The sequence below is a fragment of the Clostridium sp. E02 genome, from assembly GCF_003833015.1.
Classification (GTDB): domain Bacteria; phylum Bacillota; class Clostridia; order Lachnospirales; family Lachnospiraceae; genus Lacrimispora.
Map to the genome: position 1 here is coordinate 111,505 of NZ_RJLQ01000003.1, position 14,885 is coordinate 126,389.

General features: G+C 39.3%; 17 protein-coding genes. 1 reads left to right on the plus strand and 16 read right to left on the minus strand.

Going from position 1 to position 14,885, the window contains the following annotated elements; genetic code table 11:
- Nucleotides 1-9: 9 nt before the first annotated feature.
- The 9 genes from EFT72_RS02885 to EFT72_RS02925 all read right to left on the minus strand — a co-directional run bounded on the left by EFT72_RS02885 (nucleotide 10) and on the right by EFT72_RS02925 (nucleotide 6,569).
- Nucleotides 10-438, minus strand: a complete 429-nt coding sequence (locus tag EFT72_RS02885) for a cytidine deaminase (protein ID WP_124065405.1) — start codon at nucleotides 436-438, stop codon at nucleotides 10-12.
- Nucleotides 439-452: 14 nt separating this feature from the next.
- Nucleotides 453-1,631 carry a phosphopentomutase gene (locus EFT72_RS02890; protein ID WP_124065406.1) on the minus strand — a complete coding sequence of 393 codons (1,179 nt, stop codon included), beginning with the start codon at nucleotides 1,629-1,631 and terminating at the stop codon, nucleotides 453-455.
- A 54-nt stretch (nucleotides 1,632-1,685) separates the two neighbouring features.
- Nucleotides 1,686-2,021 (minus strand): cyclic-di-AMP receptor, encoded by a 336-nt coding sequence (locus EFT72_RS02895; RefSeq protein ID WP_124065407.1) that lies wholly within the window; start codon nucleotides 2,019-2,021, stop codon nucleotides 1,686-1,688.
- An 81-nt stretch (nucleotides 2,022-2,102) separates the two neighbouring features.
- Nucleotides 2,103-2,681, minus strand: a complete 579-nt coding sequence (locus EFT72_RS02900; protein WP_124065408.1) for an NUDIX hydrolase — start codon at nucleotides 2,679-2,681, stop codon at nucleotides 2,103-2,105.
- Nucleotides 2,682-2,724: 43 nt separating this feature from the next.
- Complete coding sequence (locus EFT72_RS02905) at nucleotides 2,725-4,614, minus strand: DNA mismatch repair protein MutS (protein WP_124065409.1); 1,890 nt, start codon at nucleotides 4,612-4,614, stop codon at nucleotides 2,725-2,727.
- A gap of 319 nt (nucleotides 4,615-4,933) precedes the next feature.
- Complete coding sequence (locus EFT72_RS02910) at nucleotides 4,934-5,431, minus strand: 8-oxo-dGTP diphosphatase (RefSeq protein WP_124065410.1); 498 nt, start codon at nucleotides 5,429-5,431, stop codon at nucleotides 4,934-4,936.
- Nucleotides 5,432-5,444: 13 nt separating this feature from the next.
- Nucleotides 5,445-5,855, minus strand: a complete 411-nt coding sequence (locus EFT72_RS02915; protein ID WP_124065411.1) for a ty transcription activator TEC1 — start codon at nucleotides 5,853-5,855, stop codon at nucleotides 5,445-5,447.
- Nucleotides 5,839-6,021, minus strand: a complete 183-nt coding sequence (locus EFT72_RS02920; RefSeq protein ID WP_124065412.1) for a hypothetical protein — start codon at nucleotides 6,019-6,021, stop codon at nucleotides 5,839-5,841. Before EFT72_RS02920 ends, EFT72_RS02915 begins: the two co-directional genes overlap by 17 nt.
- Nucleotides 6,022-6,170: 149 nt before the next feature.
- A complete protein-coding gene (locus EFT72_RS02925) occupies nucleotides 6,171-6,569 on the minus strand; it encodes an LURP-one-related family protein (protein ID WP_124065413.1) in 399 nt (132 codons plus the stop codon).
- A 184-nt stretch (nucleotides 6,570-6,753) separates the two neighbouring features.
- On the opposite strand from EFT72_RS02925, the gene EFT72_RS02930 reads away from it, so the two are divergent.
- Entirely contained in the window at nucleotides 6,754-7,761 is a 1,008-nt protein-coding gene (locus tag EFT72_RS02930; protein WP_124065414.1) for a hypothetical protein, read from the plus strand.
- 68 nt (nucleotides 7,762-7,829) lie between these two features.
- On the opposite strand, the gene EFT72_RS02935 is transcribed toward EFT72_RS02930, so the two are convergent.
- From EFT72_RS02935 to EFT72_RS02965, 7 genes are all read right to left on the minus strand, one after another.
- Complete coding sequence (locus tag EFT72_RS02935) at nucleotides 7,830-8,480, minus strand: ABC-2 transporter permease (protein ID WP_124065415.1); 651 nt, start codon at nucleotides 8,478-8,480, stop codon at nucleotides 7,830-7,832.
- A complete protein-coding gene (locus tag EFT72_RS02940) occupies nucleotides 8,477-9,325 on the minus strand; it encodes an ABC transporter ATP-binding protein (protein WP_124065416.1) in 849 nt (282 codons plus the stop codon). Before EFT72_RS02940 ends, EFT72_RS02935 begins: the two co-directional genes overlap by 4 nt.
- Entirely contained in the window at nucleotides 9,319-9,699 is a 381-nt protein-coding gene (locus tag EFT72_RS02945) for a GntR family transcriptional regulator (RefSeq protein ID WP_124065417.1), read from the minus strand. Before EFT72_RS02945 ends, EFT72_RS02940 begins: the two co-directional genes overlap by 7 nt.
- Before the next feature lie 167 nt (nucleotides 9,700-9,866).
- Nucleotides 9,867-11,540, minus strand: coding sequence for a HAMP domain-containing methyl-accepting chemotaxis protein (locus EFT72_RS02950; protein WP_124065418.1), 1,674 nt, complete (start codon nucleotides 11,538-11,540; stop codon nucleotides 9,867-9,869).
- Nucleotides 11,541-11,731: 191 nt separating this feature from the next.
- Nucleotides 11,732-12,763 carry a tocopherol cyclase family protein gene (locus tag EFT72_RS02955; RefSeq protein WP_124065419.1) on the minus strand — a complete coding sequence of 344 codons (1,032 nt, stop codon included), beginning with the start codon at nucleotides 12,761-12,763 and terminating at the stop codon, nucleotides 11,732-11,734.
- Nucleotides 12,764-12,862: 99 nt separating this feature from the next.
- Complete coding sequence (locus tag EFT72_RS02960; RefSeq protein ID WP_124065420.1) at nucleotides 12,863-13,810, minus strand: L-lactate dehydrogenase; 948 nt, start codon at nucleotides 13,808-13,810, stop codon at nucleotides 12,863-12,865.
- A gap of 156 nt (nucleotides 13,811-13,966) precedes the next feature.
- Entirely contained in the window at nucleotides 13,967-14,842 is an 876-nt protein-coding gene (locus EFT72_RS02965; RefSeq protein WP_124065421.1) for a methyl-accepting chemotaxis protein, read from the minus strand.
- Between the last annotated feature and the right edge of the window lie 43 nt (nucleotides 14,843-14,885).

Consider the following 14,885-nt stretch of genomic DNA (forward strand, 5'->3'; position numbering starts at 1 on the left):
CTTTCCCAATCATCTGACTTCTAAATCCTTTTTCGTAAATCCCATGGGAAACAAATCTTTTAATGTATACACGGAAATTTCCGATCCCGCGCCCAGTATAATCTTGAATTCATCGGGATCACAAAATTCTGCCATTACCTGCCGGCAAACTCCACAAGGGGCACAAATGTGTCCTGTCTCACCTTCTTTATTTCCTACGATAGCAATGGCAGTAAATTCCCTGATACCTTCTGAAATTGCTTTAAAAAATGCCGTTCTCTCTGCACAATTCGTGGGGGTATAGGAAGCGTTTTCAATATTGCACCCCCGGTATACCGCTCCATTCTTTGCAAGCAGTGCTGCTCCCACAGCAAACCCCGAATAAGGGACATAGGCGGCTTTTTGAGCTTCATACGCTTCGCTTATCAGCCATTCCAATCTGGTCTTACAAAGTTCCAATGACACACCTCCTGCTATTCTTCTACGTCTTTTAAATAACTTTTTCCTGCAATGTCTCCTTTTATCCCAAACAAATCAAGTACCGTTGCCGCTATGTCTGCGAACGTATCTCTGGTTCCAATGGATACCCCCTTCTTAATGCCTTCCCCGTAGATCAGCATAGGTGTGTATTCTCTGGAGTGATCTGTGCTAGGTGTGCCTGGATCACAGCCATGATCTGCTGTAATAATTAACACATCATCCGGTCTCATCGCTTTTAGGAAATCCCCTAACTGTACATCAAATTCAGTTGCCGCTCTGGCATATCCCTTTACATCGTTTCTATGTCCGTAAAGCATATCAAAATCCACCAGGTTGACAAAACAGATTCCACGGAAATCTTCTTGCTGAGTCAGCAGTGTTTTTTCCATTCCATCCGTATTGTTAACAATAGTCATGGTTCTCTGAATACCCTTGCCTGCAAAAATATCATAAATTTTACCAACTCCTATGGTATCAAACCCCGCTTCCTCAAGACAATCCAGCATGGTCTTTTTCGGAGGGAGAAGGGAAAAATCATGCCTGTGAGGAGTTCGTTTAAAGTCCTCTGGTCCCTTCCCTAAAAACGGTCTGGCGATAACACGTCCTACCCCATGCTCTCCTTTTAATATCTCTCTGGCTATCCGGCAATCACGGTACAGTTCTTCCAAAGGCACCACGTCCTCATGCGCTGCAATCTGAAACACACTGTCCGCAGAGGTATATACAATTAAGTCCCCTGTTTCCATATGCTGATTCCCATAATCCCGTATTACATCCGTACCAGAATATGGCTTATTGCAGAGGATTCCTCTGCCTGTCTGCTTTTTAAATTCACGAAGCACTTCTTCTGGAAATCCCTGGGGATACGTTGGGAGTGGGTCTTCAGAAATTATTCCCGCAATCTCCCAGTGTCCAATGGTGGTGTCCTTCCCTTGTGAGCGTTCTGTCATTCTTCCATAAGATCCAATCGGCTCCTTTTCCTTCTCGAAAACAGTCACTCCATCAATGTTAAACATCCCCAGTTTTTTTAAATTTGGAGTATGGTATTCCTTTTCTTTTGCTATGGAGCCTAACGTGTTACTTCCTTCATCATGGAATTTATTCGCATCCGGAGCTTCTCCGATTCCAAAACTATCTAAAACAATTAAAAAAACTCTTTTTGTTTCTGTCATAGTATTTCCTCCTGTTACGAAAAGGGATTGCTTCGCAATCCCCCTGTCCTATCATCAAATTTTTTCAAAGCGTTCTACGTCCGTAACAAATATCGTTGCTCCGCCAAGTTCAACCGTCATCGGCATCATCATATACCCCGCCGAAACAGAAGCAATATTGGGAGCTGGCACGTTGCAAGTTATTTTCTGTCGTTTTCCACAGGTTTCTTTTATCAAATGAATCACGTCTTCAATTTGTCCGTCTTCCGCACCGATCATTAATGTTGAGTTGCCCTTTTTTAAGAAACCGCCTGTTGTGGCAAGTTTTGTGACACTGAATTGGTGTTCATTCAGCACATCGGTCACCCGGTTCCCATCATCGGAACTGACGATTGCATAAATTATTTTCATATCTGACACCTCGCTGTCTATTTTGGCAAAACTTCATTGGTATATTCTATTATAAATCATATTGTAAAAAATTAAAACAGCTTATTCGAAAATAATTGCCATTTTGGCAATTATTTTCTCATAAATACGCTCCTTCATCCATGGTTCACTGACCTCTTTTATGCAATCAGCGATGGAAAACCAATCCACAGCACTGTTTTCATCCTCTTTCTTTTGTGTCCGCTCCCTGTCATCTGCTTCCAGCAAGTAAGTAATATTAAGATGTAGATGAGAGGATACATATTTCCCTTTTTTCTCATGCCCATCAACGGTCAACACTTCGATCGAAAATGGTTCCTCAAATAACGGTTTTACTGTTACAATCCCTGTTTCCTCTTTTGCTTCCCGAATGGCTACAGAAAGTAGATCCGTTTCTCCGTCTGCGTGTCCACCCGTCCATGCCCAAGAATTATAGATGTTATGATACGCCATTAAAATCCGGTCATGGGTTTGATTTAAGATCCAGCCAGATGTAGATATATGAGCCGCTTGATTTTCTCTAAAATAAACAGAATCCCTCTCCATCAAAAAACGAAGGATCATCTCTTTATCCGCTCTCTCCTGTTCATTATAGGGAATATAATCTTTAATCGTTTTCAAAAATTTCTTTTTGTGATCCATCGTCCCCTACTTTCTTTATTCTGTATTGCCCTATTTTAAAAGATTATGGATCAATTTTGATTTCCAAATCTTCCTGGTAACCTTTTTCCATCTTGTGCCTTGCTTTTCGATTCTCTACGGTATCAAATACGATGGAAAAATCGTAATTTTCCGGATAAAGCTGATCAGAAGCTACCAGTAGTTTGACTCGTTTCCAGTTAATAAATATCTTTTTATTGGGTAGTTGAACTTGCAGGATCCCTTTTTCATCTGCTGATCTGCACACGATCCCCTTTTGTTTCGCTGGATATAGCATTACACTATCTCCTATGGCAAACGGCACTGGCTTTGCTTTCTTAATTGGCTGATTGTTGCTTGGCTTATTTTTATGTTTTTTTAGATATTCCGGCTTTTTTTCACGAAAGTTTTCTCGTTCTCCATACGCATACCGATCTGCTCTTTGAATCATATGTTCTGGCATTCCCAGGCTTCTTGCGATGAAGAGTGCACAGCTTTCTCCTGCCGCACCAATTTCCATACGGTAAAGAGGCTTTAAAGATTCTTTATCAAATGCCATACGGGCATTGGTGATCCCTTCCGCTTCCTCCGCATAAGTTTTTACTTCGGGATAATGTGTGGTAACAAGAAATAAGCAACCAATATTACGAAGTTCTTCCAATATAGCAACCGCAATCCCCATTCCTTCTGCCGGATCTGTGCCAGATCCTAGTTCATCCATAATCACAAGACTTTTTTCATCCGCATGGTTTAAAATCTCCAAAGCATTCTTGATGTGTGCGGAAAAGGTAGATAAATTCTCTGTTATATTCTGCCCATCCCCGATATCGCAAAGCAATTGGCGATTCAGACAAAGCTTTGCCCTCTCACAAGGAATATGAAGGCCACATTGAGCCATAAGGGAAAACAATCCTACGGTTTTGATGGAGACAGTTTTTCCTCCCGTGTTGGGGCCTGTGATGACAATCCCCCTTCCTTCGTATCCTATTTCAAAATCAAGTGGCACCACCTGAGATGGATCTAGAAATGGATGCCGCCCATTTTCAATGTGAATCCTTCTTTCCAAAATAATCTCCGGTTCCACCCCTTTCATGGATGCACTTAATTTTCCTTTGGCAAATATAAAATCCAGTTTTTCTAAGATTTTTTTATTTTCCACTAGTATAGGCAAATTGTCTTCTACCATAGCCGTCAGGGTGTATAAAATTCTACGAACTTCATTCTCTTCTTCAATTTTAAATTGTTCCAACGCTTCGTTAAATTTGATAATTGCCTTTGGTTCAATAAAGAGAGTCGAACCGGTAGATGACCGATCGATGACACTGCCATGGATCATGGCTTTATAGTCTTTCTTAACTGGAAGACAGATTCTACCATTTCTCAATGTGATAAAGGAATCAGAACAGCATTTTTTCTTGTCTCTTAAAATTGATTCTGCTTTTGTTTTTCGTTTTTCCTCTAGTTTTGCCATATTCTGACGGATATTTTTCAGGCAATTGCTTGCACGGTCTTCTACGCTTCCGTTTCTTATGCTTATAGCCAACTCCCGTTTAAGATCAGGAATGGGGTTTAAATCCTGTTCGTAATAAGGCAGGCTCAGTTCCAAGTATTTACACCGGTTTAAAAAATCTTTGATCCGTTCCACTCCTGTGAGCATCTCGCCGATGCGTTCCAATTCTTCACCTATTAAAAATCCATCCTGTTCCACTGTCCGCAAAATCGCGTGGAGACCAAACATACTAACTGCCGGTAATTCTCCCATTCGATCTAAAATGGTACGTGCTTGTGAAGTATCTGAAAGGCTTCTTTTCACATCGCCTTCATCCATATCTGGAACCAAATTTTCAATTCTTTCTTTCGCTCCTTCTGTATGCGCAAACGCCTCTAGTAACTCTATGATCCGATTAAATTCCAAAATTTTATATGTGTGTTTCATATTATTCTCCTTGTTCTTTTTAAATGAGTTTTTAAAAGATCATGGAGCCCAAGCTTTGCACGTACCTATTTGCCAAAACGCAAAAAAACCTGTTAGACTACAAAACGACGTCTTACAGGTTTTAACCATATGTCTTTTGGTGTCCTCATGGGCAAAACAGGTACCGAAAAGAAAGGAGAAGCAAAATCTGCTTTCCCTCTGTCTATCACCTGTCTTTCTTATTAAGCTTTCTTACGCTCCATGATAAAACACAATTAACATAAACACACTCCCTAAAATTCAATAATACATACAATATAACATAAACGGGGCAAAACTGTCAATCCTTTCTATCATCCGAAAGATCCATCGTACGCCCGTTTAATACAGCCATTTTTAATTTCTCTCCCTGATATTCTAATTTAAGAGAAAAAAATGGTAATTCTTCCTTTAGCAACTGGAAAAAGATTCGATCTCCTTCCCAGATTGGAAGTTCTTCAATCCGGTCTTTTATCACCCACTCAAGGTTTCCTTCTCTGCAATCTTTTAACTCTCCCAAATACTGGTCTGCTGTATATAAAAACATATACTCATCTGGAAATTGGTCCGATGTAAAAGTAACAATCCCCCTGAGCTGATAAGACAACAAGGTAAGACCCGTTTCTTCCCACACTTCTCTAAGAAGACATTCTTCTGGACTTTCTCCCTGTTCAAAATGCCCACCGACTCCCAGCCATTTATCCTGATTCATATCGTGCTTCTTCTTGATCCGATGGAGCATCAAATACTTGTCATCCTCTTCTATGTAACATAACGTTGTTAAATTTTTATGTGGCATTATCTCCCACTCCTTATTCCTGTTCCAGTTCCGATAGAACCTCATTCTGATTCCTATCAGGGACCGTCTCTATGGCGTCTTTTTCTTTCGGATTCCGTACTTGAATCTGCACCATGCAGTTGGTCTTTTCTCCATCATACATAACAGGGACCCGATAAATACCAATTACATTCCAGTCGCAGTGGCTCAAATCAAACTGGAACTTTTTTGTATCATAGGTTTCTGGGTTAAAATACCGTTCTGCTTCTAGTTTTGGTATCTGACCCACATCTGTTTTTAGATAAAATGTAGTGGTGGAATTTTGATCAAAAATAGGATCCGCCTTGCCTTTTAACGTCAGAAAAATAAGCACCAGTAAAAGAACCAGCACCAAAGTTCCAAACAATGTAAAATGTATACGATTTTTTTTAAAGTTTCCCTTCATCTGCGCCTCCATACTCGTCTTCCGTTTCTTCGTTCATCTGTCGGACAATCCATACGGAGCACTTTCCACATAAAAGCTGCGCTTCAATTCCCGCAGCCTCCCCCCTCTTTTCTGTCGTGCATCCATACCGATCCACGCTTTTAAGTATGGAATAAAGTGCTTTCATTTTTTCTGTCTTTCTTCTGAATCTACTCCTATGCTATATCTTACCATAATTTAGGCGTATTTACAGCCCCTATTTATTACGATTCCATGAATTCACAAACAATTCACTCTTTTTCTGTTACTATCAAATACTCCATTCCCTTTATTTTATTACTTGTTCTGACTACATTTAATTGCATCAATGGAAAGCACCACCATCAAGGCCAACAGACAATCATTTTCTTCTGCCACGTCAATTATATAAGTATCTGTCAAACGAAAAAGCTGTTTTTCTATCCGTGCCACCGTACGGTCTTCTGCTGAAAGTATGGAGTAGTCCCATTGAAAAAAATCTCCTTCCACGTGCCACCCATTGCAATCAACGGAAAATGACGGTTTGAAAAATGTAAACTCTTTGGTAATCGTTCCAACGATATTGTCATGTACGATAATATGATATTTCGGAAGAAAGGTAAGAATTTGTTCTTTTAAGGTTGCTAAATATTCCCCACTCTGGTTATAAACTTCCAGTTTATGCCCCCAAGAAGGTTTCCCACTTACAGTGTAGATTCCACCTCCTTGTTTCTTTTATCGTTTTTTGCTGCTATCTTTATGCTTCTATAATACCATATCTTTTTTTATAGGGAAAGTCTGTTCCGATTTTAAAACGTTGTCTGTATTGGAAATATATGGTAGTATATTAATTGAATCCGATCATTTATTTCTAATTATTATCAGAAGGGAATCAATCAGTATGAAAAAAATATTTTTATTGCTTGCCGTTACGACTTTTATTTCCATTGCCGCCTCACCCACTGCATATGCCGGGACTTGGAAGCAGGACTCCATGGGATGGCAATGGCAAGATGGAACCTCAGACAAGAACGTCTCCATGTGGAAATGGATTGACTCAAACAACGATGGGCTGGCAGAATGCTACTATTTCGATAGCAATGGATATATTCTCTCCGATACCACAATAGATCGGTACACCGTAGATGCTTCTGGTGCTTGGACAGAAGATGGGGTAATCCGTCAAAAAGCGGCGAATCCCTCAACCGCCAAAAAAGCCCATCAGGAAGGGACGGAGCTGTATCAACTTGGAAATCAGACAAGTGATTCACTCCCTGTTTTAAATATCGATACCAAGAATGAGATATCCATTGATTTAGATGATGTTTCCATTCCCGCCTCCATTCAAATCCAGTTAATGTATCACAATAAAAACACCCCTGACATGGAGTTTTTATCACACTATGACATGGAAATTATGGGATCAAAAGAAAGTTCGACTAAATTTTACAAGGACGGATATTATTATTTTAATACAAACAATGAATTAAAATATAAGATGAAAGTTGGAGTTGATGAAATTACCAATCTGCTGAATTTAGATGGAAAGGGCGGTCAATTCGGGGACTACCTTAAAGATGTTCAGATCGCTGACGATGGGAACGGAGGTAAGATCCTGTTCTATACGTGTAAGTCTGATGCTCTGACACAATACCTTTCCGAAATATATAAGAATAGTATGCCAATTGCATGGGATTCTGTTTATAAGGTAGAGCAAGCAAGCGGGAAGGTCTTTCTTACACCAGACAACTGCTTTTCAAAAGAGAGTGTTTCAATCCGGATGAGCGGAACGCTGGAAGGGCATGCAATAGGAGTGACTATGAATGTTATAGTCGATTATAAGAACCCTGGACAGCCTATTACCATTGAATTCCCTTCAACCGATGACTATGAGGAAGTTGTATATTAACCCTTTAAAAAGGAAAGATACCTGCAGGTATCCTTCCTTTTTCTTTTTAACCTTATTGAAAGACAGAATCAAAATTCTTTTTTCTCCATAATGCCAATAGAGAGGTGTAATGATAAAAGTAATAACAGAACACAAATCACCCCAATTGTAAGTGATAGCTGCCAAAGATTAACCGCCTCAAAAAAAATCCATACAATCTTAAAATCAACCCCCATCTGCATCAACAGTTTTACCACCACGTAACCGATCCCAACCAGCCCTCCAAACAATGCTGTGACTGCAATCCTTCCCTTTTCTGAACCATATTTAAAGTGCAAAGGAATGGAAACCCATAAAAAAAGCAGAACAAACAGTAGAAGCACAAGGGATTGAATGATAGCGGAAGCTACATCGCGATTGTGCATACCTTGCAACAATACTACCAAAAAGGTCACCAGGCCCCAGGGTAATCCACCCACCAGCAGACCAAATACATATTTTTCCAAAACATATTGTCTTCTGGTAATGGGGAGGGTGAATAAAAAGGAGTATCCACGATCAAATTCATCATAACTGATGGTGGATATGGTAAATAATGCGAAAATAAGAGTAATATAATTGATCACAAATACCGCCTTATCGTTTGTGAATACCATGGCTATTGAGAAAACGATAAGCATAAGAAAAAATCGTTTTCTATTTTTTAACAAATACAAGTCTTTTAATATTAAACCTTTCATAAACACTCACCTCGTATCATCATAGTGATGACTTCATCAATGCTGCCTTTCTCTATGATTATATCTTTGCTATTCTCTTTGTAATACTTAATATGATCAGACAATAGACGGTACCCGTAAGATTCTTTTTTTATACGTAACACATACTTTTTATCTAATGTCTGGTACTGCTCCTCTGATACTTTTAATAGTCCATAGTCTCCAAGCAGTACATGCGTTTCTTCATATAGTATAATTTTCCCCTGATCGATCAGATAAAGATCATCGCAAATACTTTCTAAATCCCCCGAAATATGGGAACTAATCAACACAGACCGCTCTTTCTCGTCCATATAGTCACGAATACGATCAAGCAATTCTTCTCTGGCGATTACGTCAAGCCCCGCCGTTGGCTCATCTAATATCAGCAGTTTTGCATTATATGACATTGCAGTTAATAGCTTTAACTTGGCCTTCATTCCAGTTGAAAAATCTTTGATTTGTTTCTTAAGAGGAAGATCAGACTGCTCGCACTGTTTCAAGAATTTAGCTCTATCAAATGAGGGATAAAAGTTTTTCATTAATTTTGAGACATCTAAAACGCTTAAATAACCACTGTATCCCGAATCTGATAATACCACCCCAATCTTATTTCTATCTTCCGCCATTAGTTTTTTTGGATCTTTTCCAAGAACGCTTACCTCTCCTCCATCAAGATTGATCAGACCGAGTGCCGATTTAAAAACCGTGGTTTTTCCAGCGCCATTTGTTCCAATCAGTCCGGTAATATACCCTGGACGCAGACTAAGAGAACAGTTTAGACTAAAATTATCATATGTTTTCTGTACATTATTCAATTTCAACATATCGATTCCTCCAATATAATATGAAATAAATCAGTGATCTCTTTTTCACTCATCCCGCATTTTCTTCCACTTCGAATGGCATTCTCCAGATCAGCTTCTACTTCTTTTTTCTTTTCTTCCAACAACAAATTCTGATTTGCTCTTGCTACGTAACTGCCTTTTCCATGTATGGTCACAACAAACCCCTCCTGCTCTAGAACGTCGTAAGACTTTTTCACAGTTAAGGCGCTGACTCTCAGCTCTTTTGCAAGAGAACGAACGGAGGGAAGGTTCTCTCCAGTCGTCAGATCCCCATCCAATATCCCGCACTTTATTTGATCCACGATCTGTTCGTAAATCGGCTGCATGGAAGAATTATGAATTACTATTTTCATTTAGCCCCTCCTTTGCAAACAGTATATAACAGTATATAACAGTTGTCAACTGTTATATACTGTTATATACTGATTCCCATTTCCACTTTCTACGTTGTCTTTATATTACAAAAAGAGCTGTGCACAAAGTGCGACAGCCCCTTTTTTTCATATTATACGCCTACCAATTATAGTTTTAACTGAAATTGCGCCATTAAAGTTTTTAGTTCCTGCGCCTGGCTTGTCAATTCCTCACTTGCAGCAGAGTTTTCTTCTGCAGTAGCCGCATTCACATCCACAACCTGTGCAATCTGATCAATTCCAGTATCTACCTGCTTCACAGCTTCTGCCTGTTGGGAAAAAGCAATTGCCATGCTGGATATTTTGGTACAAATCAAATCAGTTTCTTTTAAAACACCCTTTAACTTTACTGACACCCGATCTGCAATGATGCTTCCCTCTTCCACTGCCTTTTGGGAAGCATCAATTAATTGGGAGGAGCTTTGGGCTGCTTGTGTACTCTGATTTGCCAGCAAACTCACCTGATTGGCAACCACAGAAAATCCTTTCCCCGCTTCCCCCGCTCTCGCTGCCTCAATTGAAGCATTCAGAGCCAAAAGATTTGTTTGCATAGCAATCTCACCAATTGTCCCAATCATTTTACTGATTTCATCAGATGTTTTCTTTATTGTCTTCATTGCCAAAACCATCTCATTCATGGCCTCATTTTCATTGGTGATATCTACCGTTACTGTATCCACTTCTCGCTTGATTTCACTGGAAGCTTCTGCGTTTTCTGATATTTTTTTCGAGATGTCAGTGACTGTCTGAGAAAGTTCCCTTACAATACCGGCTTGGCTTTCTGCTCCCTCCGCCAGATTCTGTGCCGATTCTGAGATTTGTTCGGACCCCTCTGAAACTCGTCTAGAACCATCTGAGATTTCCAAAAAACTAGTTGAAATTTTTTCGGTAAAAAGAGTGAGAGATCGCTGGATATTTCTAAAATCACCAGAAAATTCATGAATAAATTTTACATTGAAATTTCCACCAGCCATTTCTTCCATCACTCGATCAATCTCCGATATATAGGAGGAAAGTTTATCAATTGAGGTTCGCAGTCCCTGTGCTGCTTGCCCAATCTCGTCATCGGATTCGTAAGTGATCACGGTATGTAGATTCCCCTGTGCAATCTCGTTGGCTGCCTTTTCCATCTCCTTTAGTGGTTGTGCAATGCTTTTGATCAGGCGCTTTCCCATCAAAATTGCGATCAACAAAGAAGCTGCCGAAAGCAGAAATAAAAGAATCTCCGCTGCATTTTGTACCTCTTTACTTGTCCCATACTTGTTTTCTGCATCCAAATCCGACTGCCGCCCCGTCTCATCTAAAGCATCTGCAAGAACTTCAGATACTTCATTAAAGGTGGTCTCGTAATAGGAAAAAGCACCTTCTGCATCGCCTTTTTCAAGGATATCATAAAGATATAAGGTGTCTTTTTTTAACTCATCAAACGCAGTTGTTAGTTCATTTGAATTTTGATTGTTCAAGTTCTGGTTGATCACCGTTATGTATTGGCTGATTTTATCAAACCTCTTTATTGTATCTTCCCGTTGTTTTTGGGTTTCTGAATCCTCTTTGCGAATGATCGCCCATAGAATCCTTTTATTTATAGTTTGTACGTCCTTACGGATCTCCATCTGCTTTTTTGTTGTATCGTATTGGATTTGGAAAAATGTTGTCATATTGTTTCCAATACTTCGAAAACTAAACAGAGAAAATACAGAAGATAATAAAATAATTGATACTAGAATTGCAAACACTCGTTTTAGTCGGGCCGAAATCGTTACGCCTGTTACTTTTTTCATAAATATCCCCCACTTTCTTTCGATTTTAAAACCATCTACTTGCAATTCTATTATATATTGTCAATACACGTAAATCAACTTAATAATTATTCAGATTAGGAATGGCATATCTAAATAATTTGTTAGAAAAGACCTTTGGAGTCTCATTTGTCAAACAATGAAGGGCCAAAGGTCTTTGCTATTCTAATAAATTAACCTGGGGAAGAGAAAGACTCAAAGCTAACCTGATCACTGGTCAGATCAAAAATAAGAGTTTCCATATGATATAAGAGAAATCTTCCCCGTACCATATGTGCTTCCTTAATTAATCGTTCCATTTCCCCTCTCTCGGGAGCCAAAAGCTGATGGGAAAAACTGGCTGTATTGTTTCTCTTTTGATTGGATAGAAATACTTTTAGTGTATAATTTCTCTGTTTTATAATCACTCCTGTCTCCCGCTGGCTTACTACCTTTGCACCTAGGTATGTGGCAAACCGGTATTCCCTTTCCTGATAAACAATCGCACAGATGCAACCCAAAAAGCCAATATGAAACATGGGGATATGAGCTACGGATACCATAATAGAAGTCCTCTTCGTAAATCGATTGCATTGAATCCAGAGGTAATTGCGTGGAAACGACCTGCCTTTGTCTCCTTCGATGTAACCGGTCCCGTCTTTAAAGTCTAAAATGGTTCCATTTATTTTCACGAATCCAGAAAGCATATGGAACATACTAAGGATTTCATGCTTGCATTCCATAAAAGGGATCAATTGAAAGGGACCCATAATGGAATACCGAATCGGAGTGAGCGGTCCAAACCGGATCACCCCTTGCACCGTTAATTTTTCAGTTTGAATATCTAGTTTTATCCCCCTTGGAGAAAAACTACTATTGCCAAGCATAATTTTCTTCTGCCTGCGGTCCACCAGATAATCCTCTTCCGAATAATCTAGCACATAAGAATTTTCATTCCAAATGATCTGCAAAAACGGGTGGTTCGTTCCGCTTTTATCCACACTGACTCCAGGGATCAGCCCCAGAACCACATGAGCTGTCTGCTGCTTAAAATACCACCCCTCAAAATACTGGTATTTTTTTTGACAAATCAGATGGGACATACACAATTCCCTCATACTATCTCTTACAACGGCTGATTTAATTTTTACTTCTTTTCTTATGTGATCAATCTCTCTAAGCGTTATTTGCCCGGTGTTTCTAGGATTCCACTTCGTATCTGGCATAAAAACGAGCCTCCTGTCTGTTAAGAATTCTTTCCTGATACCTATATCGTTTCCAGATATCAGACAACATAATCAGCGAAAGCTCGAGGTTTTAATTTTTCACATAATCTTATTGCTATATTCTCTAATTACATTGGCAGATTGGTGAAATTGATCCAATTCATTCGTAGTCATATGAATTTCCAGAATATCTGCTGCTCCTGTTCTGTTTAGTATGGTTGGAACGCCAGCAAAAACCTGATCTTCCCCATATTCCCCTTCCAGCAATGTGGATACGGGTATAATCCTGTTCTCATCGTATAGAATGGCTTTGATAATTCCCACACAAGCAGTGGCAATGCCATAATAAGTGGTGCCTTTTCTATTATAAATTTCCCAACCCTCTTTGGTGGTTTTTTTCACAATTTCATCAAAATCAATGGCTCCGCTAAACTCTGTATTATCCTGTATAATATCATAGAGTGACTTTCCTGCCACGGTTACAGAGGACCAGGGAACCATCTGGGAATCTCCGTGTTCTCCCATAGAATAGGCATATACACTTCTGGGATCTACATTCACCAGCTCCGCAATAATGTTTTGAAGTCTGGATGTATCTAAGGCGCTTCCAGTTCCGATCACCTGGTTTTTAGGAAGTCCAGAACACGTATACACATAATGAGCGATGATATCCACAGGATTGGATACCACAATAAAAATACCATCAAATCCGCTTTTCATAACTGGATCCACGATTGATTTTATAATTTGCGCACTTACATCGAGTGTATCAAGTCTACTTTGTCCTTTTTGGGGAGGTGCTCCAGCAGTAATTACAATGATATCTACCTCTCCACAGTCCGAATAACGTCCTGTACGCACTTTTACATTGCGGTCCAGATATTTTATGGTATCCCGAAGATCCAAGACTTCTCCCAATGCTCTCTCTTCATTGATATCAATCATCAGAATCTCATCGCAGACTCCTTGTGTAACCAAACTAAATGCAGTGGATGATCCCACCAGTCCACAACCGATTACTGCGACTCTTGATTTCTTTATTCTCATAATGAACTTCCTTCTTTTCTTTTTATTTTATTTAGAGTTTTTATCATACCGCAAATTCAATCTATTATCACCTGTTTTTACAAAATCTTTACACAAAGAATAGAGATAGTGCCTCCATTGGCTCTATCCCTGTTCCTATCAGGTTCTTTTCTCTCTTTATAAAAGCTCCAACAAATCTTCCAACTTCTTTGCCGTATCATTTAGGTCATTGATGGACTCCATGATATTCTTAAATTCTTTGGTTTCATCTACAAAAATATGGTTGGATTCAGAAACCCGTTTATTAATAATTGTTATGGACTCATTGATATTCTTTAATACTCCGTCAATCTGACCGATGGAATCGCTTGTGGAAGCGGACATCTTTCTTATCTCACTTGCAACAACGGAAAAACCTCTCCCGGCTTCCCCAGCTCTTGCCGCCTCAATCGCCGCATTAAGTCCCAACAAGTTAGTTTGAATGGAGATGTCTTTTACGAAATCTAAAATTGAATCCGTGTTTTTCGTACTTTTATTGGCCTCCTCGACTTTTATGGATATCTCACCATTCATGTCAATGAGCTGTTCCAAACCATTATTCACATTTACCGTAGACTGATTAATCTGTATTAGACCGGCAGACAGGCTATTAATCATATTCGTCAAGTTGTTTCTGTTTTCCAGACTCTTTCCTAACGTCAATACTCCGATTATACTGCCACTTTTATCGGTAATCGGAACAGCATAAGATTTAAAGGGAATTCCGTATACACTGTCCGGTACATCTTTGATGATTACGCTTCCATAATTCAAAGCTTCTCTGACTGCACCTCCGGAGGGAACCAAATCTCCTGGTTTAATCTGGAATTTTAGTTTTTTCCCATTGTTCACCACAATAAATTTCTCCGTATCGGTTAATGCAAATGCGACATCATCGTCAAATAAATGAACCAAATATGGCATGACATTGTAAAATGAATCTAGTAACTCATGTTGAATAACTGGATTGCTCATCTTTTGTAAACCCCCTTCTTCTTCTGTAACTGCTAACATAAAGCTAGACTTCCGAATGAATTCAAATATTATTTTCAATACC

Excerpts from the sequence above, each read along its gene's own strand:
- EFT72_RS02890 (WP_124065406.1), bottom strand. The coding sequence starts at position 1,631 with ATGACAGAAACAAAAAGAGTTTTTTTAATTGTTTTAGATAGTTTTGGA.
- EFT72_RS02895 (WP_124065407.1), bottom strand. The coding sequence starts at position 2,021 with ATGAAAATAATTTATGCAATCGTCAGTTCCGATGATGGGAACCGGGTG.
- EFT72_RS02900 (WP_124065408.1), bottom strand. The coding sequence starts at position 2,681 with ATGGATCACAAAAAGAAATTTTTGAAAACGATTAAAGATTATATTCCC.
- EFT72_RS02905 (WP_124065409.1), bottom strand. The coding sequence starts at position 4,614 with ATGAAACACACATATAAAATTTTGGAATTTAATCGGATCATAGAGTTA.
- EFT72_RS02910 (WP_124065410.1), bottom strand. The coding sequence starts at position 5,431 with ATGCCACATAAAAATTTAACAACGTTATGTTACATAGAAGAGGATGAC.
- EFT72_RS02915 (WP_124065411.1), bottom strand. The coding sequence starts at position 5,855 with ATGAAGGGAAACTTTAAAAAAAATCGTATACATTTTACATTGTTTGGA.
- EFT72_RS02920 (WP_124065412.1), bottom strand. The coding sequence starts at position 6,021 with ATGAAAGCACTTTATTCCATACTTAAAAGCGTGGATCGGTATGGATGC.
- EFT72_RS02930 (WP_124065414.1), top strand. The coding sequence starts at position 6,754 with ATGAAAAAAATATTTTTATTGCTTGCCGTTACGACTTTTATTTCCATT.
- EFT72_RS02935 (WP_124065415.1), bottom strand. The coding sequence starts at position 8,480 with ATGAAAGGTTTAATATTAAAAGACTTGTATTTGTTAAAAAATAGAAAA.
- EFT72_RS02940 (WP_124065416.1), bottom strand. The coding sequence starts at position 9,325 with ATGTTGAAATTGAATAATGTACAGAAAACATATGATAATTTTAGTCTA.
- EFT72_RS02945 (WP_124065417.1), bottom strand. The coding sequence starts at position 9,699 with ATGAAAATAGTAATTCATAATTCTTCCATGCAGCCGATTTACGAACAG.
- EFT72_RS02950 (WP_124065418.1), bottom strand. The coding sequence starts at position 11,540 with ATGAAAAAAGTAACAGGCGTAACGATTTCGGCCCGACTAAAACGAGTG.
- EFT72_RS02955 (WP_124065419.1), bottom strand. The coding sequence starts at position 12,763 with ATGCCAGATACGAAGTGGAATCCTAGAAACACCGGGCAAATAACGCTT.
- EFT72_RS02960 (WP_124065420.1), bottom strand. The coding sequence starts at position 13,810 with ATGAGAATAAAGAAATCAAGAGTCGCAGTAATCGGTTGTGGACTGGTG.
- EFT72_RS02965 (WP_124065421.1), bottom strand. The coding sequence starts at position 14,842 with ATGTTAGCAGTTACAGAAGAAGAAGGGGGTTTACAAAAGATGAGCAAT.